General features: G+C 48.5%; 24 protein-coding genes and 4 tRNA genes. 8 read left to right on the top strand and 20 right to left on the bottom strand.

Annotated elements, in window-relative coordinates; translation table 11 throughout:
* Nucleotides 1-5: 5 nt before the first annotated feature.
* The 7 genes from M0220_RS16325 to M0220_RS16295 all read right to left on the bottom strand — a co-directional run bounded on the left by M0220_RS16325 (nucleotide 6) and on the right by M0220_RS16295 (nucleotide 7,682).
* Nucleotides 6-923 (bottom strand): LysR substrate-binding domain-containing protein, encoded by a 918-nt coding sequence (locus tag M0220_RS16325; protein ID WP_030072922.1) that lies wholly within the window; start codon nucleotides 921-923, stop codon nucleotides 6-8.
* Between the two features lie 53 nt (nucleotides 924-976).
* Nucleotides 977-2,395, bottom strand: coding sequence for a cardiolipin synthase (gene cls, locus M0220_RS16320; RefSeq protein ID WP_030072920.1), 1,419 nt, complete (start codon nucleotides 2,393-2,395; stop codon nucleotides 977-979).
* 117 nt (nucleotides 2,396-2,512) lie between these two features.
* The gene (locus tag M0220_RS16315) at nucleotides 2,513-4,018 is read right to left on the bottom strand and encodes a fumarate hydratase (protein WP_030072918.1); all 1,506 of its coding nucleotides are present in this window, start codon (nucleotides 4,016-4,018) and stop codon (nucleotides 2,513-2,515) included.
* A 180-nt stretch (nucleotides 4,019-4,198) separates the two neighbouring features.
* Entirely contained in the window at nucleotides 4,199-5,023 is an 825-nt protein-coding gene (gene nei / locus M0220_RS16310; RefSeq protein WP_264018233.1) for an endonuclease VIII, read from the bottom strand.
* 3 nt (nucleotides 5,024-5,026) lie between these two features.
* Nucleotides 5,027-7,051, bottom strand: coding sequence for an excinuclease ABC subunit UvrB (gene uvrB, locus M0220_RS16305; RefSeq protein ID WP_030072914.1), 2,025 nt, complete (start codon nucleotides 7,049-7,051; stop codon nucleotides 5,027-5,029).
* Nucleotides 7,052-7,077: 26 nt separating this feature from the next.
* Entirely contained in the window at nucleotides 7,078-7,485 is a 408-nt protein-coding gene (locus M0220_RS16300; protein ID WP_030072912.1) for an OsmC family protein, read from the bottom strand.
* Nucleotides 7,485-7,682 carry a hypothetical protein gene (locus tag M0220_RS16295; RefSeq protein WP_030072910.1) on the bottom strand — a complete coding sequence of 66 codons (198 nt, stop codon included), beginning with the start codon at nucleotides 7,680-7,682 and terminating at the stop codon, nucleotides 7,485-7,487. The genes M0220_RS16300 and M0220_RS16295 overlap by 1 nt, the downstream gene beginning before the upstream one ends.
* A 207-nt stretch (nucleotides 7,683-7,889) precedes the next feature.
* On the opposite strand from M0220_RS16295, the gene ygfZ reads away from it, so the two are divergent.
* Entirely contained in the window at nucleotides 7,890-8,858 is a 969-nt protein-coding gene (gene ygfZ, locus M0220_RS16290; protein WP_030072908.1) for a CAF17-like 4Fe-4S cluster assembly/insertion protein YgfZ, read from the top strand.
* Here the strand turns inward: ygfZ and M0220_RS16285 are convergent.
* From M0220_RS16285 to M0220_RS16250, 8 genes are all read right to left on the bottom strand, one after another.
* Nucleotides 8,835-9,632: a TatD family hydrolase gene (locus tag M0220_RS16285; protein WP_030072906.1), complete on the bottom strand. Its 798-nt coding sequence runs from the start codon at nucleotides 9,630-9,632 to the stop codon at nucleotides 8,835-8,837. The genes ygfZ and M0220_RS16285 overlap by 24 nt on opposite strands.
* A 16-nt stretch (nucleotides 9,633-9,648) precedes the next feature.
* Nucleotides 9,649-11,238 (bottom strand): peptide chain release factor 3, encoded by a 1,590-nt coding sequence (locus M0220_RS16280; protein ID WP_264018232.1) that lies wholly within the window; start codon nucleotides 11,236-11,238, stop codon nucleotides 9,649-9,651.
* 246 nt (nucleotides 11,239-11,484) lie between these two features.
* Nucleotides 11,485-11,694 (bottom strand): putative motility protein, encoded by a 210-nt coding sequence (locus M0220_RS16275; protein ID WP_030072901.1) that lies wholly within the window; start codon nucleotides 11,692-11,694, stop codon nucleotides 11,485-11,487.
* A gap of 105 nt (nucleotides 11,695-11,799) precedes the next feature.
* Entirely contained in the window at nucleotides 11,800-13,041 is a 1,242-nt protein-coding gene (locus tag M0220_RS16270; RefSeq protein WP_264018231.1) for an NAD(P)/FAD-dependent oxidoreductase, read from the bottom strand.
* A gap of 535 nt (nucleotides 13,042-13,576) precedes the next feature.
* Nucleotides 13,577-13,651: transfer RNA gene (locus M0220_RS16265), tRNA-His, on the bottom strand.
* A 40-nt stretch (nucleotides 13,652-13,691) separates the two neighbouring features.
* Nucleotides 13,692-13,766, bottom strand: a tRNA-His gene (locus tag M0220_RS16260).
* 58 nt (nucleotides 13,767-13,824) lie between these two features.
* Nucleotides 13,825-13,901, bottom strand: a tRNA-Arg gene (locus M0220_RS16255).
* A gap of 92 nt (nucleotides 13,902-13,993) precedes the next feature.
* Nucleotides 13,994-14,070 (bottom strand) — tRNA-Pro (locus M0220_RS16250).
* 232 nt (nucleotides 14,071-14,302) lie between these two features.
* On the opposite strand from M0220_RS16250, the gene folD reads away from it, so the two are divergent.
* Both folD and mtnN read left to right on the top strand, forming a co-directional pair.
* Nucleotides 14,303-15,169, top strand: coding sequence for a bifunctional methylenetetrahydrofolate dehydrogenase/methenyltetrahydrofolate cyclohydrolase FolD (gene folD / locus M0220_RS16245; RefSeq protein ID WP_030072896.1), 867 nt, complete (start codon nucleotides 14,303-14,305; stop codon nucleotides 15,167-15,169).
* A gap of 50 nt (nucleotides 15,170-15,219) precedes the next feature.
* Entirely contained in the window at nucleotides 15,220-15,927 is a 708-nt protein-coding gene (gene mtnN / locus M0220_RS16240) for a 5'-methylthioadenosine/S-adenosylhomocysteine nucleosidase (RefSeq protein WP_264018230.1), read from the top strand.
* Between the two features lie 134 nt (nucleotides 15,928-16,061).
* On the opposite strand, the gene pyrC is transcribed toward mtnN, so the two are convergent.
* Nucleotides 16,062-17,099 (bottom strand): dihydroorotase, encoded by a 1,038-nt coding sequence (gene pyrC, locus M0220_RS16235; protein ID WP_264018229.1) that lies wholly within the window; start codon nucleotides 17,097-17,099, stop codon nucleotides 16,062-16,064.
* Between the two features lie 149 nt (nucleotides 17,100-17,248).
* Here pyrC and M0220_RS16230 point away from each other — a divergent pair, with 149 nt between their 5' ends.
* The 3 genes from M0220_RS16230 to M0220_RS16220 are packed head-to-tail and all read left to right on the top strand — an operon-like array spanning nucleotide 17,249 to nucleotide 19,522.
* Nucleotides 17,249-17,665: a hypothetical protein gene (locus M0220_RS16230; RefSeq protein WP_030072890.1), complete on the top strand. Its 417-nt coding sequence runs from the start codon at nucleotides 17,249-17,251 to the stop codon at nucleotides 17,663-17,665.
* 7 nt (nucleotides 17,666-17,672) lie between these two features.
* Nucleotides 17,673-18,947 carry an ATP-binding protein gene (locus tag M0220_RS16225; RefSeq protein WP_264018228.1) on the top strand — a complete coding sequence of 425 codons (1,275 nt, stop codon included), beginning with the start codon at nucleotides 17,673-17,675 and terminating at the stop codon, nucleotides 18,945-18,947.
* Between the two features lie 35 nt (nucleotides 18,948-18,982).
* Nucleotides 18,983-19,522: a response regulator transcription factor gene (locus M0220_RS16220; protein WP_030072886.1), complete on the top strand. Its 540-nt coding sequence runs from the start codon at nucleotides 18,983-18,985 to the stop codon at nucleotides 19,520-19,522.
* 51 nt (nucleotides 19,523-19,573) lie between these two features.
* On the opposite strand, the gene M0220_RS16215 is transcribed toward M0220_RS16220, so the two are convergent.
* Both M0220_RS16215 and hybE read right to left on the bottom strand, forming a co-directional pair.
* Nucleotides 19,574-20,347 carry a 3-hydroxybutyrate dehydrogenase gene (locus tag M0220_RS16215; RefSeq protein ID WP_264018227.1) on the bottom strand — a complete coding sequence of 258 codons (774 nt, stop codon included), beginning with the start codon at nucleotides 20,345-20,347 and terminating at the stop codon, nucleotides 19,574-19,576.
* Nucleotides 20,348-20,438: 91 nt separating this feature from the next.
* Nucleotides 20,439-20,888 carry a [NiFe]-hydrogenase assembly chaperone HybE gene (hybE, locus tag M0220_RS16210; RefSeq protein WP_264018226.1) on the bottom strand — a complete coding sequence of 150 codons (450 nt, stop codon included), beginning with the start codon at nucleotides 20,886-20,888 and terminating at the stop codon, nucleotides 20,439-20,441.
* Nucleotides 20,889-21,030: 142 nt separating this feature from the next.
* Here hybE and M0220_RS16205 point away from each other — a divergent pair, with 142 nt between their 5' ends.
* Both M0220_RS16205 and M0220_RS16200 read left to right on the top strand, forming a co-directional pair.
* On the top strand, nucleotides 21,031-21,294 hold the full coding sequence (locus M0220_RS16205) for a GrxA family glutaredoxin (RefSeq protein ID WP_030072880.1): 264 nt from the start codon (nucleotides 21,031-21,033) through the stop codon (nucleotides 21,292-21,294).
* Nucleotides 21,295-21,428: 134 nt separating this feature from the next.
* Nucleotides 21,429-22,196, top strand: a complete 768-nt coding sequence (locus tag M0220_RS16200; RefSeq protein WP_030072878.1) for a VOC family protein — start codon at nucleotides 21,429-21,431, stop codon at nucleotides 22,194-22,196.
* A 41-nt stretch (nucleotides 22,197-22,237) separates the two neighbouring features.
* On the opposite strand, the gene M0220_RS16195 is transcribed toward M0220_RS16200, so the two are convergent.
* Both M0220_RS16195 and M0220_RS16190 read right to left on the bottom strand, forming a co-directional pair.
* Nucleotides 22,238-22,903 (bottom strand): CoA transferase subunit B, encoded by a 666-nt coding sequence (locus tag M0220_RS16195; protein ID WP_030072876.1) that lies wholly within the window; start codon nucleotides 22,901-22,903, stop codon nucleotides 22,238-22,240.
* Between the two features lie 45 nt (nucleotides 22,904-22,948).
* Nucleotides 22,949-23,647: a CoA transferase subunit A gene (locus M0220_RS16190; protein WP_009724478.1), complete on the bottom strand. Its 699-nt coding sequence runs from the start codon at nucleotides 23,645-23,647 to the stop codon at nucleotides 22,949-22,951.
* Between the last annotated feature and the right edge of the window lie 125 nt (nucleotides 23,648-23,772).

Genomic DNA, 23,772 nt, shown 5'->3' with positions numbered 1-23,772 from the left:
GCAGGCTATGCCTGCAGAAAATCGCGGGGCAGCTTCATCATTTGACGCCAAAGACGCTCAACGCCAGGCTTATGGACTAACGAACAGCGGTAAAGTCTTATTTCTAGAGGAATATCCCAATTTTCATCGCCAGCTCTTACTAATTTGCCGGTTTTGAGCTCTTCACGGATACAAAAATCAGGAATCCAAGCGATCCCCACTCCTTGCAGCACCATACCTTTCAAACCTTCTGCCATGGCTGTTTCATAAACCGTACGAAGCTTGAGTCGCAATGGATCGTTTTTGAGCAGCATGCGTACGCTTCGCCCCAGAAATGCCCCCTGCGTATATGCTAGATAAGGAATTGAACTGTCGTTTTGAATTGAGAACAGTGGTTTGCCTTGTTCATCCGGCAATGAAACCGGCAACATTTTCACTTGGCCAATAGAAAAAGAGGGAAAGACTTCTGCGTCCAGCTGCATAGTGGCAAAGGGGTCATAATATGCCAACATCAGATCACAGTTACCTTCGCGCAGAACATGGATGGCCTCGCCAACGTTCATGGCGACTAACCGAGTAGGTAGTTCACCTAACCCTTTTTGTAGGCGAGAAATCCAAGGGGGATAAAAACTTAACGCTAACGAATGAGCGGCTACGATATCAAGCGCTTCATTAGCAATCGAAACGCCTCTGAGGTGGCTTAAGGATTCATTTAATTGCTCTACTAGGTTCCGCGCGGTGATTAAAAATAACTGCCCCTCTGATGTAAGGCCAATTGGAGTCGTAGAGCGATCAACCAAGGTGACCCCCACTGCTTGTTCTAGCGCACGAATACGACGGCTAAAGGCAGGCTGTGTGACGTGGCGCTGCCTGGCAGATGCCGAAAAGCTTCGTGTGTTTGCTAACGCAACGAAATCTTCGAGCCATTTTGTTTCTAAATTCACCCAAAACTCCTTGTGACTAATCATTGTTAGCAGCGTGCAGGGGGGATTGTTAATTACTGAATAGGCGCGGTTAAATATGCCGCACGTGAAATCACTTTTTTCCACATTGGGCGCTGGCTAATTTCGTCAATGGTAACGCGACGACATTGAGCAAAATCTTGCTCTAGCATGGCATGTACTTTACTAGCAAACACTGTGCTTGGGATGAAAGCTGTTATCTCAAAGTTAAGCCTAAAAGACCGATTATCCAGGTTTATTGTGCCGACTGTCGCGGCACTGCTATCAATCAGCATCACTTTTTGGTGTAAAAACCCAGGGAGATAACGGTATATTTTTACGCCTGCTCTTAACATATCCGGTAGAAATGAAAATGCTGATAAAAACACAAGCAAATGATCTGGCCGTTCGGGAATCATCACACGAACATCGACACCTCGCATTGCTGCCAATCTCAGCGCATCCTGTACTCCCTGATCAGGAACAAAATACGGGCTAGTTACCCAGAGTCGTTCATTGGCACTATGAATTAATTGTTGAATTAAAAGACTAGCCGTGTCCTGTTTATCGGCAGGGCCAGATGGCACAATCACTACGTGATGGTCATCTTGTGGATGACTCTCTGCATGCCAGTTTAGGGTAATGACTTCACCTGTAGCCCAGTGCCAGTCTTCCCAAAAAGCTTCCTGTAACCCCAGCACACAAGGGCCGCTCAGGGCTAAATGGGTATCACGCCAAGGACCATGGCGGGGATTTTGCCCAAGATATTCAACACCAACATTAAATCCACCTACCCATCCCTGCTTCCCATCCACTACTGCTATTTTTCTATGATTACGAAAATTAAGCTGAAAGCGATGTTTAAAGCCACGAGAAGAACGAAATGCTTTAACCTCAACGCCTTCTTTCACCATTTCGTTTAAAAAACCATCATTTAACTTTCGGCTACCCACTTCATCGTAAAGAAAATAAACACGCACGCCGCGCTGTGCCGCTTTTATTAAATGATGCTGCAATCGTTTACCTAAGGCATCATTACGCACAATAAAAAATTGTAGCAACAAATAATCTTTAGCCTGATCGATTCCTTCAAAAAGACTTGCGAAGGTCGCTTCACCATCAATTAATAAGTCGGCACTGTTGCCCTTAGTCAACGGCATCATAGCTAGTTGCTCTACTGCTTGGATATCAGTGCTAGTTGGTAATGAAAGGTGGGGCTTAATATTATGGCGATAACGCACTAACACTCGGCGTAACACATTATCTCGTGCACCCCTTGCTGTTACATAGCCATAAAAGCGCGGCCGTCCGAAAAACCAATAGGCGGGTAGCGCCACATAAGGAAACGTTAACAGTGAAATAATCCACGCCACAGCACCCTGGGACGTTCGGCTTGACATAAGCGCCATGACCGCTGACACAATACCCAATAGATGTATCAGCATAATGCTGGTCCCTAGCAACCATGAGGTCATTGACTTTTCCTCGTATGTAGTGAGCTGTTTACTGGGTTATTTCACCGCTAATGCACAAAAGCCCCGTGCGAGACGGGGCTTATTTGCAACCGATAGCAGCTTTACGCCGTCATTGTGCTACGCCTTTTGGGCGATAATTTCCTTCCACTTAGCCGGACCTGTTTGATGAACAGACGTACCTTGGCTGTCGACAGCGACGGTAACCGGCATATCTTCAACCTCAAATTCGTAGATGGCTTCCATGCCTAAATCTTCAAAGCCAACGACACGGGATTTTTTAATTGCTTGGGCAACAAGGTAAGCAGAACCACCAACGGCCATCAGGTAAACCGCATTGTTGTCACGAATGGCATCAATCGCAGTCTGACCACGTTCAGCTTTACCGACCATACCAAGCAAGCCAGTCTCTTCAAGCATAGTACGAGTAAATTTATCCATCCGAGTAGCGGTAGTTGGGCCAGCAGGGCCAACAACTTCATCACCGATTGGATCAACAGGCCCCACGTAGTATATAAACCTTCCTTTCATATCAACGGGAAGCGGCTCGCCTTTTGCAATCATATCTACCATACGTTTATGTGCTGCATCTCGGCCAGTTAATAACTTGCCGTTCAGCAGTAACGTATCACCTGGCTGCCAGGTTTTCACTTCTTCAGGAGTAACCGTATCAAGGTTAACGCGTTTAACGTTGTCGCCCGTTTCCCGAGTAATTTCTGGCCAATCTTCAAGTTTAGGAGCAGGAAGAGCCACTGGGCCACTGCCATCAAGTGTGAAATGTGCGTGGCGGGTAGCTGCACAGTTCGGGATGATCGCCACGGGTTTATTGGCCGCATGGGTCGGATAGTCTTTAACTTTGATATCCAGCACTGTGGTTAAACCACCTAAACCTTGAGCCCCGATACCGCTTTTATTAACTTTATCAAACAGTTCAAGACGCAGCTCTTCAGCGCGATTGCTAGGACCACGCGCTTGTAAATCTTGAATATCGATAGGATCCAGCAACGCCTCTTTGGCAATCATCATTGCCTTTTCAGCAGTACCACCGATGCCAATACCCAGCATACCGGGCGGGCACCAACCAGCACCCATTTTGGGCAATTGCTCCATCACCCAATCAACCACACTATCAGAGGGGTTTAACATCGCGAACTTAGATTTTGCTTCACTGCCACCGCCCTTAGCGGCCACATGGATATCAACCTTATCGCCAGGCACAATTGAGTGATGAATAATCGCTGGCGTGTTGTCTTTAGTGTTTGCTCGCTTACCGTCTGGATCTGCTAGAACGGAGGCACGCAGCACGTTATCCGGCAGCTTGTATGCACGCCGAACGCCTTCGTTAATCATATCGTCAAGGCTAAGTTCGGCGTCCCAAGTGACGTTCATACCCACATGGACAAATACCGTCACAATGCCGGTATCTTGGCAAATCGGACGATGGCCAGTAGCGCACATTCTCGAGTTAATTAAGATTTGTGCTATTGCATCTTTTGCAGCAGGGTTCTCTTCACGCTCGTAAGCGGCTGACATTGCATCAATAAAATCTTTTGGGTGGTAGTAAGAGATGTACTGTAGAGCATCGGCAACGCTCTGAATGACGTCGTCCTGGCGAATCACGGTCATGGACTAACAACTCCTCGGTTATCGTCTTGGCTGCGACCTTTGTAATGGCCGTCTAGATGTGTAGTAAGTATACCGTATTGGCCTTTATGCGGCAGCCACATAGGCGGTGAACCTGTTGGTAACATCTACGGCATTAGTCTGATGCAATTAATCGAATTAGAAAGATAACGGTATAAAATATTAATCCAAAGGCTGGCACACTGGGCACAAATACAGCCGACGAGAACCAATCATCATCCGCTCTATCACTGAGCCACAGCGATGACAGGAAAGACCAGCGCGTTCAAACACGCTAAAACGCCATTGTCGGCGTGGTTCACCGGCGGCAATGGCCTGTTTAATCCATGCCTCGCGATTAGTAACACCTGCTTCTAGATACGCTTGACGGGTCGTTTCCACGATCATAGCGGCGAGCTGGCTTAACTGATTTTCAGTTAAGTCAACGGGGCGCTTTTTAGGGTGCAAATTAGCTAGAAAAAGAATTTCAGAGCGCAAGTAGTTTCCTAGCCCAGCGACAAGCCCTTGATCAAGTAACAATGCGCCGAGGCTTCTACGTATAAATACTGGATCAGTAAGACGTTGTTTCACATCATCAGGAGATATGTTTTGACTTAATAAATCAGGCCCAAGGCGCGACAAGAAAGGATGTTGGTTTAGCTCGCTCTCATGCCACAGCGAAATATCAGACGCGCTGTAAAGACTGGCCGCCCTGCCCTCGGCAACCAGCCGAACACGTAACGATCTTTTCGTGCTTGGCAGCTTATCTTCGCTATGCAGCTTCCATACGCCATAGAGCTGATTGTGGGAATACAGCACACGATGGTCTGCAAAACGAATGAGCATGGCTTTGCCCCACGTATCGACTGCCTGAACCCGCTGACCAATCAGCGTTCCTGCTTGCTGGGCGAGTTCAGGAAATGCAAACCAGACATCATCAAGGTGCTTGCCGCCTATCTGTTTCTGTATTTTATCCGCAGCACGACGAATCTCAGGACCTTCAGGCATTATTTATCCTAGCGCCAGCTGTTTTTCTTTCATCTGATGAAGCTGATCACGAAGCCTCGCTGCTTCTTCAAACTCCAAATTTTGAGCAGCCTCGAACATGGCATCCTCTAACTTACTAATAGCGCCCAGCAAATCATGCTTGCTCATCGTGGCAACATCATACTCAGCCGTATTTTCAGCTACTTTCCGGTCGTTGCCACGCCGGCGACTACTCTTTTTGCCCGGTGCTTGGGCGGCTTCAAGAATATCCGCTACCGAGCGTGTCACCGTCGTTGGGGTAATACCATGCTCTTCATTATGAGCGGTCTGCTTGGCACGGCGACGCTCGGTTTCATCAATTGCCTTTCGCATTGAATCAGTGATTTTGTCACCGTATAAAATAGCTTTACCATGAGCGTTACGTGCTGCACGGCCAATGGTTTGAATCAGTGAGCGCTCAGCGCGTAAAAAGCCCTCTTTATCCGCATCTAAGATGGCAACCAGCGACACTTCAGGAATATCCAAGCCTTCTCGAAGTAAGTTAATGCCGACTAATACATCGAACTTACCAAGACGCAGATCGCGAATGATTTCTACACGCTCAACGGTATCAATATCCGAGTGCAAATAACGCACGCGGATACCGTGCTCATCAAAGTACTCGGTCAGATCTTCTGCCATGCGCTTGGTCAGCGTAGTTACAAGAACACGCTCACCAACAGCGGTACGTAAGCCAATTTCTGAGAGCAGGTCATCAACCTGGGTGCTGGCAGGGCGAACCTCTATTTCCGGGTCTAACAACCCCGTTGGACGCACCACCTGTTCAACAATTTGACTGGCATGCTCGGCTTCATACTTGCCTGGTGTTGCCGACACAAAGATGGTTTGTGGCGAAATAGATTCCCACTCTTCAAATTTCATTGGGCGGTTATCTAGCGCTGAGGGTAGCCGAAAGCCATATTCAACCAGGGTCTCTTTTCTAGAACGGTCGCCCTTATACATACCGCCAACCTGGGGTACGCTTACATGAGACTCATCAATAAACAGCAACGCGTCATCCGGCAGATAGTCGAAGAACGTCGGGGGTGGCTCGCCAGGCGCGCGGCCTGAAAGATAGCGTGAGTAGTTTTCAATACCGTTGCAGTAGCCGAGTTCTAGCATCATTTCGATATCGTAGAGAGTGCGCTGTTCTAATCGCTGCGCTTCAACTAAACGCTCATGTTTGCGCATCCACTCAAGACGCTCTTTAAGCTCTGATTTAATCGCATCAATCGCGCCTAAAATAGTTTCTCGCGGTGTGACATAGTGTGATTTTGGATAGATAGTCATGCGAGGCACGTGGGTACGCACCTCGCCGGTTAAGGGGTCAAATAGGCGAATAGAATCAACTTCATTGTCAAACAATTCGACCCTCACCGCTTCCTCGTCAGAGTCCGCAGGAAAAATATCGATGACATCGCCACGTACCCGATAGGTACCTCGGCGGAAATCCATATCGTTACGGGTATATTGCAGCTCGGCTAAGCGGCGTAAAAATGCACGCTGGTCAATCAGCTCCCCGCGGGTAAAATGCAGCCGCATTTTAAGATACTGATCCGGATCACCTAAACCATAGATCGCCGATACCGAGACAACGATAAGCGCATCACGACGCTCCAGCAGCGCTTTCGTAGCAGATAAGCGCATTTGCTCGATATGGTCATTGATAGAAGCGTCTTTCTCGATAAAGGTGTCTGAAGAAGGGACATAGGCTTCTGGCTGATAATAGTCATAGTAAGAGACAAAGTACTCTACTGCGTTATCCGGGAAAAATGCTTTGAACTCGCCATATAGCTGGGCAGCTAGCGTTTTATTGGGAGCCATGACGATCGTTGGTCGCTGCTGCTGCTGCACAACATTTGCCATCGTGAACGTCTTACCCGAGCCAGTCACCCCTAACAAGGTCTGATGGGCAAGCCCCGACTCAAGCCCGCTAATCAGGCTGCGTATCGCGGCGGGCTGATCACCAGCAGGCTTAAATTTGGACTGCAGCCGGAATTCCTTGCTCATCATGACTCCTTCAGAGGGAAAGTGAACTACTCGGTAAACGTGGAAATTTCTACCGTCGCCTGGGTCATCAACCGCTGTATTGGGCAGCGGTGGCTAATATCTTCGAGCTTTGCCCGCTGTTCAGGGTCATCAATACCGTGGAAAGTCATCGTCACGGCTAACTTATAGACACCTTTTCTTTCCTCACTATCATCGCGCTGAACTTTAACGGTGATGCCTTCTAGAGGCCACTCTTTGCGCTTGGCATACATTTGCACGGTAATTGCTTTGCAGGTACCTAGTGCAATATCAAAGTAATCATGCGGATCTGGTGCACTACCGTCTCCGCCTACTACCGGAGGCACGTCCCCATAGAGGTCTTCCAAACCATCCACTTCAATACGCTGACGAAAGGTATGGTTTCGTTCACTGATAATCGTAATTGGCTTATGCATCAGGATACCTTTATGCCGAGATTTAATTTATCGACCGCTTTTATAAGTGCTTCACGCTTCGCCCGCCCCTCCACCTCGGCACCGTAGCGACCTACCTCGGCACTATCGACCCCATCCAGCATCATCAGTGCCGTGGTAATCTTATTTACCTGATCTGCTGTTTTGACACCTTGAAACGTCAATGATTGATACGCCATTCCTTGCCCTTTTCTACGCTGGATTGAAGTCACTATGTTGAAGTCACTACGTTAGTGTAAGTAGACAACTAAAAGCTATGCAAAACTGATACGGACGTAAAATTCTAGCACGCACTAGAACCCTTGCAATCTGCAAGCATTGCCCGCACCTTTGGTACAAATACGATTACGTTACATTTACCCTACCTTGCCTCTTATGGAGTTTATATGGCGACTGCCTCTTCGCTACTCAACATAAACGGCTGCGTCCGTTTGCCTCACCTCGCCGCCTTAGATATCAAAGGAGCAGATGCTGAGAAATTCCTGCAAGGACAAACAAGTGCTCAAGTAGCGTTAGCTGATGGCTTTTTTGCCCCTCTTACCTGCTTTTGTACGCCAAAAGGAAGAATGCTGGCGAATGCTCAACTGCTAAAAGTCAGTGACGGGCATTATAGACTACTGCTGAGCACGTCATTAATAGAGATGCTTGCCAGTCATTTAGCTAAGTTTGCCGCTTTCTATCGCGTCGAATTGCAGACTCAGTCATCAATGCTTATCGTGGGCGCTAGCGAAAGTGCCAACAAGGCCGCCCAGGCGTTTGATTTAGCTCTTCCTAACCAACCCTTTACCCATCATAGTAATGCCCAAGCGACAGCCTTGTGCCAGCCAGGTCACGGGCGTTGGTTAATCACTATAGAGAATGCTGCTGAACAACACGCCATTGAAGTTAATGATAATGAAGATGCGTTCAACACGTGGCTATTAGAAGATATCCGCAGTGGTTTGGCGTGGTTAACAGCCTCTCAACAAGACCACTTTTTGCCACAAATGCTCAACTGGGAAGCGCTAGGGGGGATTAGCTTTAAGAAAGGTTGTTATACAGGACAAGAGGTTGTCGCTCGGGCGCATTTTCGTGGCCAAGTGAAAAAACGCTTGGTGCGCGTTACAACCACCGCTGACACTTTACCCCGTGTTGGTGACACGTTAGTGGATGAGCAGGATAAAACCGTAGGGGAAGTGGTTAGCAGCGCGTTTAGCGATAAACAGCAAATTGAGATGCTCGCGGTAGCAAATACTAAGGTCACTGAAGCGCTAACCCCCCTTTATTGGCAAGGACATTCGATAACACTCTGCGATTTGCCTTATGCTGTTGAGCGCCTAGATCCTGAACAGTTAGTTAACACTCTCACATCGTAATGGCAGGTCAAATAACCGAATAGCATTTGCACTACTTAGTGCTGCTATCCGTTCAAATGGCTGATGTCGTAGCGCTGCCACCACGTTACCTACCTTCGCCACCCTGCACGGTTCATTACGTTGGCCCTGATAGCCGCTCAGCGGCATATCGGGGCTGTCAGTTTCCAACACAAACCCATTGTCAGGTAAGCGTGCCACCACCTCACGAAGACGCTGCGCGCGCTCGTAAGTAACCGCTCCTCCCAAGCCAAGAGTAAATCCTAGATCGAGAAACTTAGCAGCCTGGTCATAAGAACCTGAAAACGCGTGAATGAGCCCACCACGAGGAAGCGCCAGCTGACGCAGCCGTTTACTCACCTGATCATTAGCTTTTACGCAGTGCACCACGACAGGCAAATCAAATTGTTTAGCTAAGCGGAGCTGCGCGTTGAAGTACTTCCACTGTTCTTCTAATGACTCAGTAAAACGGCCATCGATACCGCACTCACCTACTGCCACAAAGCGTTTTCCCGCCTCAGCTTCGTGCTTAGCTAACAGCGTTTCAAGGGCGACTAAATCGTGGTCAGAGTGCGCATCAATAAAGTAAGGGTGTAAACCGACACACAGGCTTACATCCGTTCGTGAGCCCAGCGCCAGCACATTCGGCCAATGGGAACGTGTCGTTGCTGGCACGACAAAGTGTTCAACACCCACCGCCTTGGCATTTTCGATAACCGCATCGCGATCATCATCAAACGCTGTAAAATCCAGGTGGCAGTGGGCATCAATCAACATAGCAAGGAACGCTAGATCAGTGCTCGCGAGTGGGCTGGAAACGAATATCCGGCCAACGCTCTTGGGTCATCTGAAGGTTAACTCGCGTTGGTGCGATATAGGTCAAGTATCCACCGCCATCGATGGCAAGGTTGGAACTCGCTTTACGTTTAAACTCTTCCAACATCTTGGCATCTTCGCAATAGACCCAGCGTGCGGTTTGTACATTGACCCCTTCATACAGGCAGTCAACTTTGTACTCTTCCTTCAAACGGTGAGCAACAACATCAAACTGCAGCGTACCGACAGCACCAAGAATCAGGTCGTTATTATCCATCGGCATAAAGACCTGAGTAGCGCCTTCTTCAGAGAGCTGCTGGAGCCCTTTTTGCAACGCTTTCATTTTTAACGGATCTTTTAAACGAACCCGTTTGAACAATTCTGGCGCAAAGTGGGGAATGCCGGTAAAGCGCATATCCTCACCCACAGTGAAAGTATCACCAATCTGAATCGTGCCGTGATTGTGCAAGCCAATAATATCGCCTGGCCAAGCTTCCTCTACCTGAGAACGGTCTGATGCCATAAACGTTAGCGCATCAGCAATTTTCACGTCTTTGCCTATGCGTACGTGGCGCATCTTCATATTCTTTTCGTACTTACCGGAACACACACGCAAAAAGGCAATACGGTCACGATGGTTCGGATCCATATTCGCCTGAATTTTAAACACGAAACCAGTAAAGCGGTCATCTTGAGCGGTTACTTCACGGGTATCAGTCTCACGCGGCTGGGGCGGCGGCGCATACTCGACAAATCCATCCATCATTTCGCGCACGCCGAAGTTACCCATCGCGGTGCCGAAGTACACAGGTGACAGCTCACCACGACGATAGGCTTCCAGATCAAACTCATGAGAAGCACCGCGAACCAACTCGACTTCCATGCGTAATTCTTCGGCTTGCTCCTCGCCAAGCACAGCTTCAACTTCCGGGTTATCTAAGCCCTCAATCCGCTTGTCGTCTGGAATGCGGCTGCCTTGACCCTGGGTATATAAATGAATGACATCATTATAGAGGTGATACACACCCTTAAAGTGCCGCCCCATACCAATTGGCCATGTCATGGGCGCGCATTGAATGTTGAGCACTGTCTCCACCTCGTCCATAACTTCGATGGGATCGCGAATATCACGATCCATTTTGTTGATGAACGTTAGAATAGGTGTCGTGCGCAAACGGCAGACTTCCATCAGCTTGATGGTACGATCCTCAACACCTTTTGCACCATCAATCACCATTAACGCGGAATCCACCGCGGTTAACGTACGGTAAGTATCTTCGGAAAAGTCTTCGTGCCCCGGAGTATCCAGCAAGTTCACGATACGGCCGCCGTAGGGGAACTGCATCACCGACGTTGTGACCGAGATCCCCCGCTCTTGCTCCATCTTCATCCAGTCTGATGTCGCATGCCGATCATTGCGCTTACTCTTAACAGAGCCAGCTAACTGAATCGCATTTCCAAACAACAGCATTTTTTCGGTGATGGTGGTCTTACCAGCGTCAGGGTGCGAAATAATCGCAAACGTACGGCGTAGTTCAGCTTCGCGCGCTAATTTGGCGTCAGACATGGAGTTCTCTAAAAATGGTACAACGTTATGACTGGGGTGGCGCCTTAAATATCGGCGTTTACATGGATATATGGTAACGCAACTAGGACGCTGCGGCATACCATGGATAGCAAAGGAGGGATCAAGAAAGTAACCACTTGCGGAGTAAAAAGAAAAGCTTCGGCATACGCTAGTAAAGTCGTTAAGTGAACTCTTAAAAAAAGCGCCGAACTTGTCGGCGCTTTTCTCGTACTGATTTCTGTTTGACTAGGCGTAAGTATTAACTTGCGTGCCTACGCTGCCCTCTTGGGCAAGGTCTGGCTGGGCCCCCATATTAGCAGAGGCAAGCACTTCAGATACTTGCTGAGCCTGCATATCAAGAGACTGTTTAAAAATCTGCATCTGTGCTTGCTCAGCAGATTGCGCTTGATTCATATAAAGTGCGGTGCTCACTGCGTTGCTTACGGCAACATCCATCTTTCACCTCACGATTGGCTGCATGTTTTACCAAGATAGCAAACATCATGCTTTACTACCAAGAGTCTCTCCCCTTAAACACTTAGGCAACCATCACTCACTGCTTTAGAAACGATCAGCCCTAAAAGGGGTCATATCAATCTCAGTCGGCTTACCTTCAATCATATCCGCCAACAATTGCCCAGTAGCAGGGCCTAAGGTGAATCCCTGATGCCCATGTCCAAAAGCTAGCCATAGACCACGATGCTTAGGAGCCGGACCTATAACAGGCTTCATGTCAGGCAAGCATGGCCGCGCACCCTTCCAAGCAGATGCATCTCGCCGTTCACCAAGCGGAAATACTGAACGAGCCACTTTTTCTGCAGCTCCTAACTGCTGCTCATCTGCCGGTGACTCAAGGCGATCAAGCTCAGCCCCTGTTGTTAACCGAACGCCTGCGTTCATTGGCGCAAGTAAATACCCCACCTCAGCATCCATCAGCCAGTAATGAAGCTTCGCAGGTGCTTGGGTGGCGTAGTGCATATGATAGCCACGTTTAACAAACGTCGGAAAATGATAGCCCAGCCCTTTCATCCAGCTGCCTGCCCAAGGCCCTAATGCAACAGCAACATTGTCTGCTTCAAGACACTCAGCGGCAGTATCAACTTGCCAACGATCTCCCTGCTGCTTCAACCCTTGGATATCTGTTTGTAGAATACGTCCGCCTAACTGAGTAAATGCTTCTGCATAAGCAGCAACTAAACCACCGGGATCTGCAACCGTCCAAGGGTCAAGCCAATGAATAGCGCCGATAATGTCACTGCTTATATCAGGCTCTTTTTCAACTAGTGTGTCACGGTCTAAAACTGAGAACTGGACACCGTAAAGGTCCCGCGCCTCTTCTGCTTCTTTCACTCGCTGGGAGAGCTTGCTTGGCGTGCGATAAATCTCCAGCCACCCTTCGCGGCGAACCAAATGATCCGCCTTAGCCGCTTCAATCATAGGCGCATGAGTTTTCAAACAGAGCTGTATCAATGATGCGTATTCAGGCACTATTTTTTTATAAAGTCGGCTAGACGAATTATGCCAGTAACTGAGCAATGGCGATGCTGCGTTAATCATACCGGCAGGACGATAGCGGATATCAACACGATTGTTTGGCAGTACACTCAGTATCGTTTTCATATCCCGTGGAAAAGGATAAGGACGCACCGCTTCCCGCTGAATAATACCGGCATTGCCGAAAGAGGTTTCACGGCCTGGTTGGCGGCGATCAACCAACGTTACTTGATGACCACGCTGCTGTAGGTGCCAAGCAATACTGACACCAACCATACCTGCCCCTAAAACCACCGTTTGACACGCCATTGTGTTGCACTCCCTGAAAGAAAATACCAACTAAAGTTCAGATAATTATTTTCAACAAATAACCTGCTAAAAAATATCACTAACCAAACAGCTTTAATATAGCTAAAAAAACTGTTTTCAAGCCAGCCAACAGCAATAAACGCCAAATAAATAATGAATATAGATGACTTTACTATCTGTGACGTTAACATTATCAAAATGTACTCACACACCTTATTAAAGAGCTTTTTAAGTGGCTCATCAGGCGCAAGCTGCGCACGCGATTAAGGCGACATCGCGATAAGAAGGCTAGAAAAGAATCTCAGTAACGTCAGGTAGACAGGACATGTTTTTGGCGGGATCAATCAAAAGATAGACAGGCATTGCCTAGCAAATAAGATAACAGATGTTTAAAACACGAGCGATCAAAGCGAAAAAGCCGAATATGAGTCAGCTTGGCTTAAAAAAAGAGTAGTTTAATTAAAAAAAACAGAGGGGTTAGCAAGGAAGGAAAAACGAAGTAAAGAGGGAATTTTCAAAATAACACTGAGGTTAATGGGGTGGATGATGGGGATCGAACCCACGACCACCGGAGCCACAATCCGGGGCTCTACCACTGAGCTACATCCACCACAACCTAAAACTACACATAAATAATACGTTACATCAAATGGGGTGGATGATGGGGATCGAACCCACGACCACCGGAGCCACAATCCGGGGCTCTACCACTGAGCTACATCCACCATTGATGAAGTACTGATTTGCATGTCTTACCGAATGCGTCCACTTAAAAGCTTTTAGTGGCACGCCCAGCAGGACTCGAACCCGCAACCTACGGCTTAGAAGGCCGTTGCTCTATCCGGTTGAGCTATGGGCGCACATAAAGCATTCTAAGAGACTGAATACTGATGAGCACTTGACCACAACCAATGTTTGGAAAAGCAAATTACTACCTTCCGCGCTAGGTATGTGGTCGGGATGGAGGGATTCGAACCCCCGACATCCTGCTCCCAAAGCAGGCGCGCTACCAGACTGCGCTACATCCCGATTTCTTACCTTAGACGCTGCTGCATGTCCCGTCTCAAGCGAGGCATATATTACTATTTCTGAGTTTAAAGTCAACACCTAAAATGAATGATTCGTTAGATGCTTTGCCTTACCGCCCTAGCGTGCGAAAATTAGCCCTTCTTGAAAGCCCGTGACCGCCTGCGCTCTGGCGAGCAATTTTAGAACAGTAGTCACTTTGTTCCGCACCTAACCTTCACAGGGATTCTATTACATGACCGCCCAACTCATCGATGGTAAAGCCATCGCCGCTAATGTCCGCCAGCAAGTTGCCGAGAAAATCAGCGCACGCCAGAAGGCCGGCGAGCGGGCACCTGGACTAGCTGTTGTTGTGGTCGGGCAAGACCCAGCTTCTCATGTCTATGTCAGTAACAAACACCGCGCCTGTGAGCAGGCGGGCATCCTCTCCTTTCAGCATGCACTATCAGCCGATACGCAGCAGCACGAACTAGAAGCGCTGGTCGATCAGTTAAACGACGATGCAACAGTCGACGGCATTCTTGTTCAGCTGCCTTTGCCAGAGCACTTAGACTCTCGCCCCATTCTTGAGCGAATTCGACCTGATAAGGACGTTGATGGCTTTCACCCCTACAACATTGGGCGACTAGCTCAACGCATGCCATCACTAAGGCCTTGTACGCCCAAAGGCATTATGACCATGCTGGCCCACAGCGGCATCGCTGTTCGAGGCTTAGACGCCACTGTTGTAGGCGCTTCTAACATTGTCGGCCGACCTATGGCTTTGGAACTGATGCTAGCAGGCTGCACAACGACGGTATGCCATCGCTTTACTCAGCAGCTTGAGACCCATGTTCGCCGTGCAGACCTAGTTGTGGTGGCAGTCGGCAAGCCTGGTATTGTTAAGGGCGAATGGATCAAACCCGGTGCTATCGTGATTGATGTCGGCATTAACCGCCAAGAAGATGGCACCCTCATCGGTGATGTTGATTTTAACGCCGCAGCAGAGCGCGCCAGCTTTATTACCCCAGTGCCTGGAGGGGTGGGCCCAATGACAGTGGCGACGCTGCTTGAGAACACTCTAGAGGCTGCTGAACGTCACGATCAAAGCCAAGGCCAGTAGTCTCTTCTTAACGCTACTGTAAATAACGCTTTCTTAAGGAGTATTGACGCGTGCGACGCATTGGAATTATTGGCGCTATGGCGCAGGAAGTGAAGCAACTAGCTGGTCAGTTAGAAGACGCTCAACGCTACGAGCACGCTGGCTTTGTTTTTTATACAGGTACGCGTCATGGCTTGGAAATCATTGTGCTGCAGTCGGGGATAGGCAAGGTCAACGCGGCGGTAGGCACTGCGATTCTACTTGAGCGGCACCAGCCAGATGCAATCATTAATACCGGCTCCGCAGGCGGCTTTGCGACCGACCTCACTATTGGTGATGTCATCATCTCGGATGAAGTACGCCACCATGACGTAGATGCGGTGGTCTTTGGCTACGAGCTTGGCCAGGTTCCAGGGATGCCTGCAGCCTACCAAGCAGACAAGCAACTTCGTGATATCGCCCGCAACGCCATTGCCGCATTAGGTGAAGTCAATGTACGTGAGGGGCTCATCGCCACAGGCGATGCCTTCATGGCCGACCCCGATCGTGTCGCTACTACCCGTGCACAGTTTCCAACCATGCTAGCCGTCGAAATGGAAGGCGCCGCTATTGCACAAACGTGCCATCTTTATAACTGTCCGTTTGTAGTCATTCGCGCACTTTCCGACATTCCCGGCAGTGGTGATAACCACCTATCATTCGAGCAATTTTTGGACGTAGCCGCTGATCACTCATCACGCATGGTAGACCAGATGCTCATCGACCTTGGCAAGCAATAGACCTCAAGAAACACGCCTTAATGAATAGCTTTTTAAAACAGCATTCATAAACAGCATTTATAAATTTCTACTAAAAAAACGGAGCCCATCAGCTCCGTTTTTTGTTCAGCTACACTACTGTTCAGATGTTCGAGCTACGCTTTCAGCTTCCATGCCAAGCTCTCACCTGCCATTAACGGGATAATATGCTGACCAGCCGTATAGGGATAATGTGCTGGCAGACTCCAGGAACGACGCTCCAACGTCACGCTATCGGCATTAGTTGGTAATCCATAAAAACGCGGTCCGTTTAGGCTGGCAAACGCTTCTAACTTGTCCAAAGCATCCATTTCTTCAAAGGCTGCTGCATACAGCTCAATGGCAGCTGGAGCTGTATACGCGCCTGCGCAGCCACAACTCGATTCCTTATCGCCCTGAGCATGAGGAGCACTATCGGTGCCCAAAAAGAATTTGGGGCTACCACTGGTCGCCGCTTTTAATAGTGCTTGACGATGCTGTTCACGCTTCAAAATAGGTAGGCAGTAATAATGCGGACGAATACCACCCGCCAGTATTTTGTTGCGGTTAAACAACAGGTGATGAGCCGTAATCGTAGCGGCAATGTTATCAGGTGCAGCGGCGACAAACTCGGCGGCTTGCTGGGTGGTAATGTGCTCAAATACCACGTTTAGGCTAGGATGACGAGCCAAAAGCGGTTTCATGATCTGCTCAATAAACACCGCCTCGCGATCAAAAATATCAATTGCATGATCGGTCACTTCACCATGCACCAACAAGGGCATACCAACTTTTGCTAGCATTGCAATAGTGTCATCGCAGTGCGCAATGTCAGTGACACCCGATGCAGAGTTAGTAGTAGCACCGGCAGGATAGAGCTTTACGGCTTTTACGACACCACTTTCAGCAGCGCGCTCAATTTCTTCAGGGGGCGTTGTGTCTGTTAAATAGAGCGTCATCAATGGCTCAAAAGCACTCCCTTCAGGCAACGCTGCTAAAATTCTCTGACGATACGCTAGTGCTTGAGCGGTAGTCGTTACCGGCGGCTTTAGATTAGGCATTATAATCGCACGCCCCATTTGGGCGGCGGTATGACCTACCACAGCGCTTAGCGCCTCATCATCACGTAAATGAAGATGCCAATCATCGGGGCGAGTCAACGTAATAGCGTCCACGGCAAGTCCTGTGCAGAAATGAATTAAGTAAAAGGGTTAGAACAGTATACCCAATACCGGTAAGGGATAAATCTCCCCTATCCATCCCACAGCCGTTCCCAAGTGTCGTATCATGGCGGCACTTTGTAAGATCAAGGATTAAGTTTGTTATGCAGAATGTGCGTCGCTATGCGGACATTATCGCCAGCATCGAGGGTTTACTATGGCTAGGTCTTGCCTGGTCGATATCTTTTTCGATGCATTTTGGGAGTACCGAACCGACGCTGGCAGTTATCTTCGTTGTGGGTGCACTGGTCTTATTCGGCTGGGCACATCGTCCGATGCGTTATTTATTAAAACGTTATCATGTGCGTAAACGCCGTACTGACATGTGGATTCACACGCTGGCGTTGCCACTCCTGCTCGCCATGTTTTTCCATATTATGCTAGAAGCCATACTAGGCAGCGCTTGGCTTCCTCCTAAAATACTGTTGTTCAACTTACTCGCCTCTGCGGGATGGCTGACGTTTGTTATGACATTATTTATTAAATTTGTTATTCACAACGTGAAAACATCGAGCAAATAGCAACGCTATGCCTACCGCCCTTCCTCTTCCACTTTCGACGCCGAACCGCAACCTCGTTAGACTAACAATCGTACGAGGCATTACCTGGACCGGCTTTTTACTGGCCATTATTGTTGGCATTGAACTACTCACTTTCGATTTGCCCGTAACTGCAGTTGTCAGCGTCGTGATAGCCATGGGCATACTCAATATCGCCACTTGGTGGCGGTTAGGTAGACCCAAAGCGGTTAATCATTTCGAATATCTTGCCCACTTATTGGCGGATATTGCTGGCTTAACGCTGCTATTTTATTTTTCAGGTGGGTCAACAAATCCCTTTATTACTTACTATTTAGTGCCTGTCACTATTGCCGCAGCAACCCTCCCATGGCGCTACGCTTGGATCATTGCCGCTTGCGCAATGGCGGGTTATACCTATTTGATGTTCTTTTACCACCCAATACCACAGCTAGGGCACATTAATAGCGACGGCCCATTAAGCCTTCACGTATTGGGGATGTGGCTTAATTTCGGCCTGTCCGCCGGCTTGGTCACATTTTTTATCTATAAAATGGCACACGCCCTGCGTAATCGAGACAAAGCTCTATCTCGAACCAGAGAGGCTGCGCTGCGCAATGAACAAGTGCTGGCGGTTGCCACTCAGGCCGCTGGCACGGCCCATGAGCTTGGCACGCCGCTTTCAACCATGGCCGTGCTGCTCAATGAAATGCACCAGGACGCGCCCGATGGCTCTACTTTGCAACAAGATATAGCCATACTTCGTCAGCAAGTAGATGTGTGCAAATCACGTTTACAGCACCTTGTTACAACAGCTGACCGTCGGCGCATGGCAGAACCAGAAGTACTAGACGCTGAAGTATGGCTAGCCACTGTGGTGCAACGCTGGCTGGTTATTAGGCCTGATGTTAGCCACTTTTTTGAAGTTGCCGAAAAACGTGGCCGGCCCTGGATAGCCGTAGATGCCACATTAGATCAAGCGCTAACCAATTTGCTGAATAACGCTGCCGACGCCAACCCAGAGCAAATAGCTATTCGCTTGGATTGGCAAGATGAAAGTGTTGTCATTGATATACGCGACCATGGGCCCGGAATCGCGATGTCGATTGCTGATCAGCTAGGCGACACATTTATTTCCACTAAAAGCAAAGGCATGGGAATTGGCCTGTTTTTAACCCATGCCACCATTAATCGTTTCGGTGGTGGAGTAAGCCTGTACAATCATCCTGAAGGCGGTACGTTAACAGAAGTAACGCTGCCTCTTTGTTCCGCCCCTGACAAGTAACCGTGGCAAGCATTCGTAAGAAAAACGAGGACATCATGCAGACGCAAGACCAACGCCTTTTAATCGTCGACGATGATGAAATGTTTTGTCACGTGTTGAGCAGAGCACTTATACGCCGTGGTTTTGAGGTCAACGTTGCTCACGATGCTGAACAAGCAATGGCACTTGTAGCGCAATTTATGCCAACAATGGCAACACTTGATCTAAAACTTGAGCACAGCTCTGGCCTTAAGTTGCTACCGGATATGCTGGCAAGTGCGCCGAACTGCCGTATTGTTGTGTTAACAGGATATTCAAGTATTGCCACGGCAGTAGAAGCAATCAAACTTGGTGCTGTTAACTACCTATGTAAGCCAGCAGATGCTGACGATGTTATTGCTGCCTTTGAGCACCAGGGGGGCGACCCAAATATTGAATTAGCCGACAACCCTCCCTCTATCAACCGTATTACCTGGGAGCATATTCAGAAGGTGCTGCAAGAGCATGATGGCAATATTTCAGCTACGGCTAGGGCACTTGGTATGCATCGGCGAACATTACAACGTAAATTACAGAAGCGCCCGGTACGCCGATAATTCTCCACTCTTTGCGCAACAACGCCGCAAAGAGTGGACTTCAACTTGATGTTATTGGGCGGTCCATCCTAGATCAATGTTCCAACTGGAGCCTGTTACAGCTCCTGCTGCGTCGGATGCCAAATAGGCGACTAACTGAGCAACCTCGGAAGGTTCAATCAGGCGCTTAACCGCGGCGTTTTTCAGCATAATTTTTTCAATGACTTCTTGCTCATCCATGCCATGAAGCTTGGCTTGGTCAGCAATCTGGTTATCTACCAACGGTGTTTTCACATAGGCGGGACAAATAGTATTAGCGGTAATCCCCTGCTCGCCACCTTCCAATGCAGCGGTTTTGGTCAGCCCTATCATGCCATGCTTGGCGCTGATATAAGCGGCTTTACCTGGTGAAGCCACTTGCGCATGAACAGACGCAATATTAATCACGCGCCCCCAGCCTTTTTTACGCATATGGGGCCAGGCGGCCTGGGTAAGCAAAAAAGGCGCCGTTAGCATTAGATCGATAATTTGACGCCACTTCTCTTCAGGGAACGTTTCAATAGAAGCGACGTGTTGAATACCCGCATTATTTACCAAAATATCGACGCCACCGAAGCGCTTAACCGCATCAGCAATGGCTCCACGACACGCATCGGGGTCGGTTAAATCCCCTTGATAAAACGCTGCGCCAGCCGCATCCGCTACTTCTTTTCCAGCAGGATTAAAGTCTACTGCTAACACTTGAAAACCCTGTTCACAAAAATGCTTCACCACCGCTTCACCGATACCGCTGCTGGTGCCAGTGACCACTGCAACACGGGGGGTAACAGCTTTTTCAGAAGACATAAACGTTCCTTTTGTTGAGATTATTCAAAGTGATAATGTAAGTTGTCATCCTATAAGAACAGACAGTGTAGATAGTGGCTGACGTTTCTGCCTATTCAACCTCTGGAGAAGCGTCGGGAGGTACCATTAATTGCCCCATCATACGCTGAGCCAACCGCGCCGCTTCCTGCATACTGTCAAGATCCGTTAAATCTTCAAGGACAATGCGTTTATAGAGAGCATTGCCTTCAGGCAGTTGCTCCAGTGTGAGCGAATAGACACCAGAAGGAAGTTTTAGACGCAGCGTAGTGGTTAGTGGCCCCTGCTGAATAGCACCTGGCAAGGCCACTAACCACATTGCACATGGCGTAATTAACGCACCTACCAGCAACGACTCTTGCTGCTCCTTAAAGGGCGCTTCTAAGAACTGGAAACACAAGGCATCAACACCGAGGCGGGGATTAAAATGATGCTTCTGCTTCATTGAACGTAAGTGTATATCTCGATAATGCACCGCTAAATCGGCTAAGCGTTCATAGTCGTGAGGAGCTAAAGTTCGCATAATGTTTGTCCGATTATGTAACAGCCGCCCATAACGCGGCTTAATAGCCCATGTAGCGTGGCACTATTAGCCAAATACAGCAGGCTAAGCCACAATGGGTAATCAATCTTTCATAGACCATCATCCTAAAGGAGTTTATGCGATGTTTGTGGTAATTTTTGGCCGTATGTCATGCCCTTTCTGCGTTCGTGCAAAGCGTCTTGCTGAATATTTAGAAAGCAATGGAAAGATAGAGGGGTATCGTTACGTTGATATGCCCTCAGAAGGCGTTACCAAAGAGGATATTGCAAAAACGGCTGGCAAACCTATTCATACCGTTCCCCAAATATTTGTCGACCAACAGCACATAGGCGGATTTACCGAATTCGACCATTTTGTGCGTCAACAACAGCTTCTGGCCTCTTAACTCAGACGTTAAAACTGGCGTTTATACCCGTTGAACACCGAAATCTTCGCTTGCCTATACTGAAGTAGCACAGATTATATGACAGTTCATATAACGGCTCATGTGACGTTCGATTAGGCGGCGAGGGTACCCCAATGCAGCAAAAGGAGTTTGTTCAACAGCTTTGGCTAGATTATGTCCACACGCATCCAGATCTCGGTGGGCTTAGATTGTGGCCACTAAGTACGTCAGCTGAATATTTAACCTTGGTCACCTTAAACTACGGGCCTTTTGCAGCCAGCGAACTCAATACCAACCTTGCCCACATGGGTTATCGCTCAGTAGGCCATTACGCTATGGCCGACAAAGGTCTGTTAGTGCACTTGCTGTCACCCAACGACAATAGCAGCTGGCTGGTATTAGCAGAGTTACAGCTTGGTACTCTTTCAAAAGCACCGCGTGAAGCACTGACGCAACTTATCCTGCAAAGCCACCCTGCCGACTGCAAAGGACAAAATCTGTTATGCCGAGGTCGTCCATGGCCAATGCCCTCTTGGGCACTTTATCAACAGCTGCAACAAGCACATCCCCTTGCTGCTTGGCTGGCGATTATGGGTCCCAGACTGCATCATGCAGGCTTTGACTGCTCAACCATTGGCGAATCTTTAGATACGCTGCATAACCAACTTGAGGCTTGCGGCATGCCGAGCTTTGAAGGCCAACAAAATGGCGTGTTTTCCGTTTCACCACTCCTTGAACATCGGTTTTATCCTGCGATGCCGCAAAAAACTGTTTTTAGCTTAGGAGACGAGCATCGCCTTTGTTTAGGCGGTTTAGCACTTGTACAAAAGCATGTTGGCGATGACCATGAACGTATTGCAGAAATCCTACTCCCCTTCCACACTCGCTGTGAAATGGCGTGAGCTGATTAGCTCACGCCTAGCAGGATTTATACGGCTAAAGATTATTCAGCGTCGAACGTCATTTCAGGTACATGATCAGGCACAATCAGTTTACCCGCTGTTTTTTCAACAATTTCTTCGACACTGACACCTGGTGCGCGTTCTTTAAGGATAAAAGCACCGTCTTTAATTTCCAGGTAAGCGAGATCGGTCAACACTCGATTGATGCAGCCTGCTCCCGTTAAAGGAAGCGTGCACTTCTCAAGTAGCTTGGACTCACCATGCTTCGAGGCATGTGTCATGGTGCAAATAATATTTTCTGCGCCAGCAACTAAGTCCATGGCACCCCCCATCCCTTTGATGAGCTTGCCAGGCACCATCCATGATGCAATGTTGCCTTCTTGATCTACCTCAAAAGCACCCAATACGGTCAAATCAACATGACCACCACGAATCATGGCAAATGATTCTGCAGAAGAAAAAATAGCAGCACCTGGACGAGCAGTGACCGTTTGCTTACCAGCGTTGATCATATCTGCATCTACTTCTTCCTCGGTGGGGAAACGCCCCATTCCCAACAGACCATTTTCAGACTGCAGCATGACATCAATGCCGTCAGGCACGTAGTTAGCAACCAACGTGGGAATACCGATACCTAAATTGACGTAAAAGCCATCTTCAAGTTCACGTGCGACGCGTTGTGCCATTTGCTCACGTGTTAAAGCCATGGTGTATACCTCTTAATGAGTGAAAGTGTCTAAACCAAAGAGCGATCAGCTACGCACCGTACGTTTCTCGATTCGCTTCTCGAAGGAGCCTTGGATAATGCGATCCACATAAATACCGGGAGTATGGATCTGACTCGGCTCCAATTCGCCTGGCTCAACAATTTCCTCAACTTCTACAACCGTTATTTTTCCCGCGGTGGCTGCCATGGGATTAAAGTTCTGGGCCGTATGCCGATACATGACGTTGCCGTACCGATCTGCTTTCCAGCCTTTAACAATCGCAAAGTCACCGGTAATGGCTTCTTCTAGAATATAGTGCCGGCCGTTAAATTCACGCACCTCTTTACCTTCACCAATAGGCGTGCCGTAACCAGTGGCAGTGTAAAAGGCGGGTATACCGGCACCACCAGCGCGCATTTTCTCGGCTAACGTACCTTGAGGGGTAAGCACAACTTCAATTTCATCATTCAGCATTTGCTGTTCAAACATAGCGTTCTCGCCGACATAAGAAGCGAGAATTTTACGAATCTGACGATCTTCAAGCAGCACACCAAGGCCAAAACCATCAACGCCGCAATTATTGGAGACAACCGTTAGATCGGTGACAGCCCGACGTTTAATCTCAGCAATCAAGTTTTCAGGAATGCCACAGAGGCCGAAACCGCCAGCAATGACGGTCATGCCGCTTTCGATTCCTTCCATTGCTTCCTCATAGGAAGATACACGCTTATCAAATCCTGCCATTGTTATGCCTCGCATTGTTATCGGTGGTACGTTGCACGCGTCGTTATGATGCGGTTGGATCTGTGTAGCCAGTGTTGTACTAGATGATATATTTGTTAAGTTTGTTTTTCTTATCAATTTATATA

The organism is Halomonas qinghailakensis (assembly GCF_025820815.1).
GTDB lineage: Bacteria > Pseudomonadota > Gammaproteobacteria > Pseudomonadales > Halomonadaceae > Vreelandella > Vreelandella qaidamensis.
This window is presented reverse-complemented; position numbering and strand designations above follow the sequence as displayed.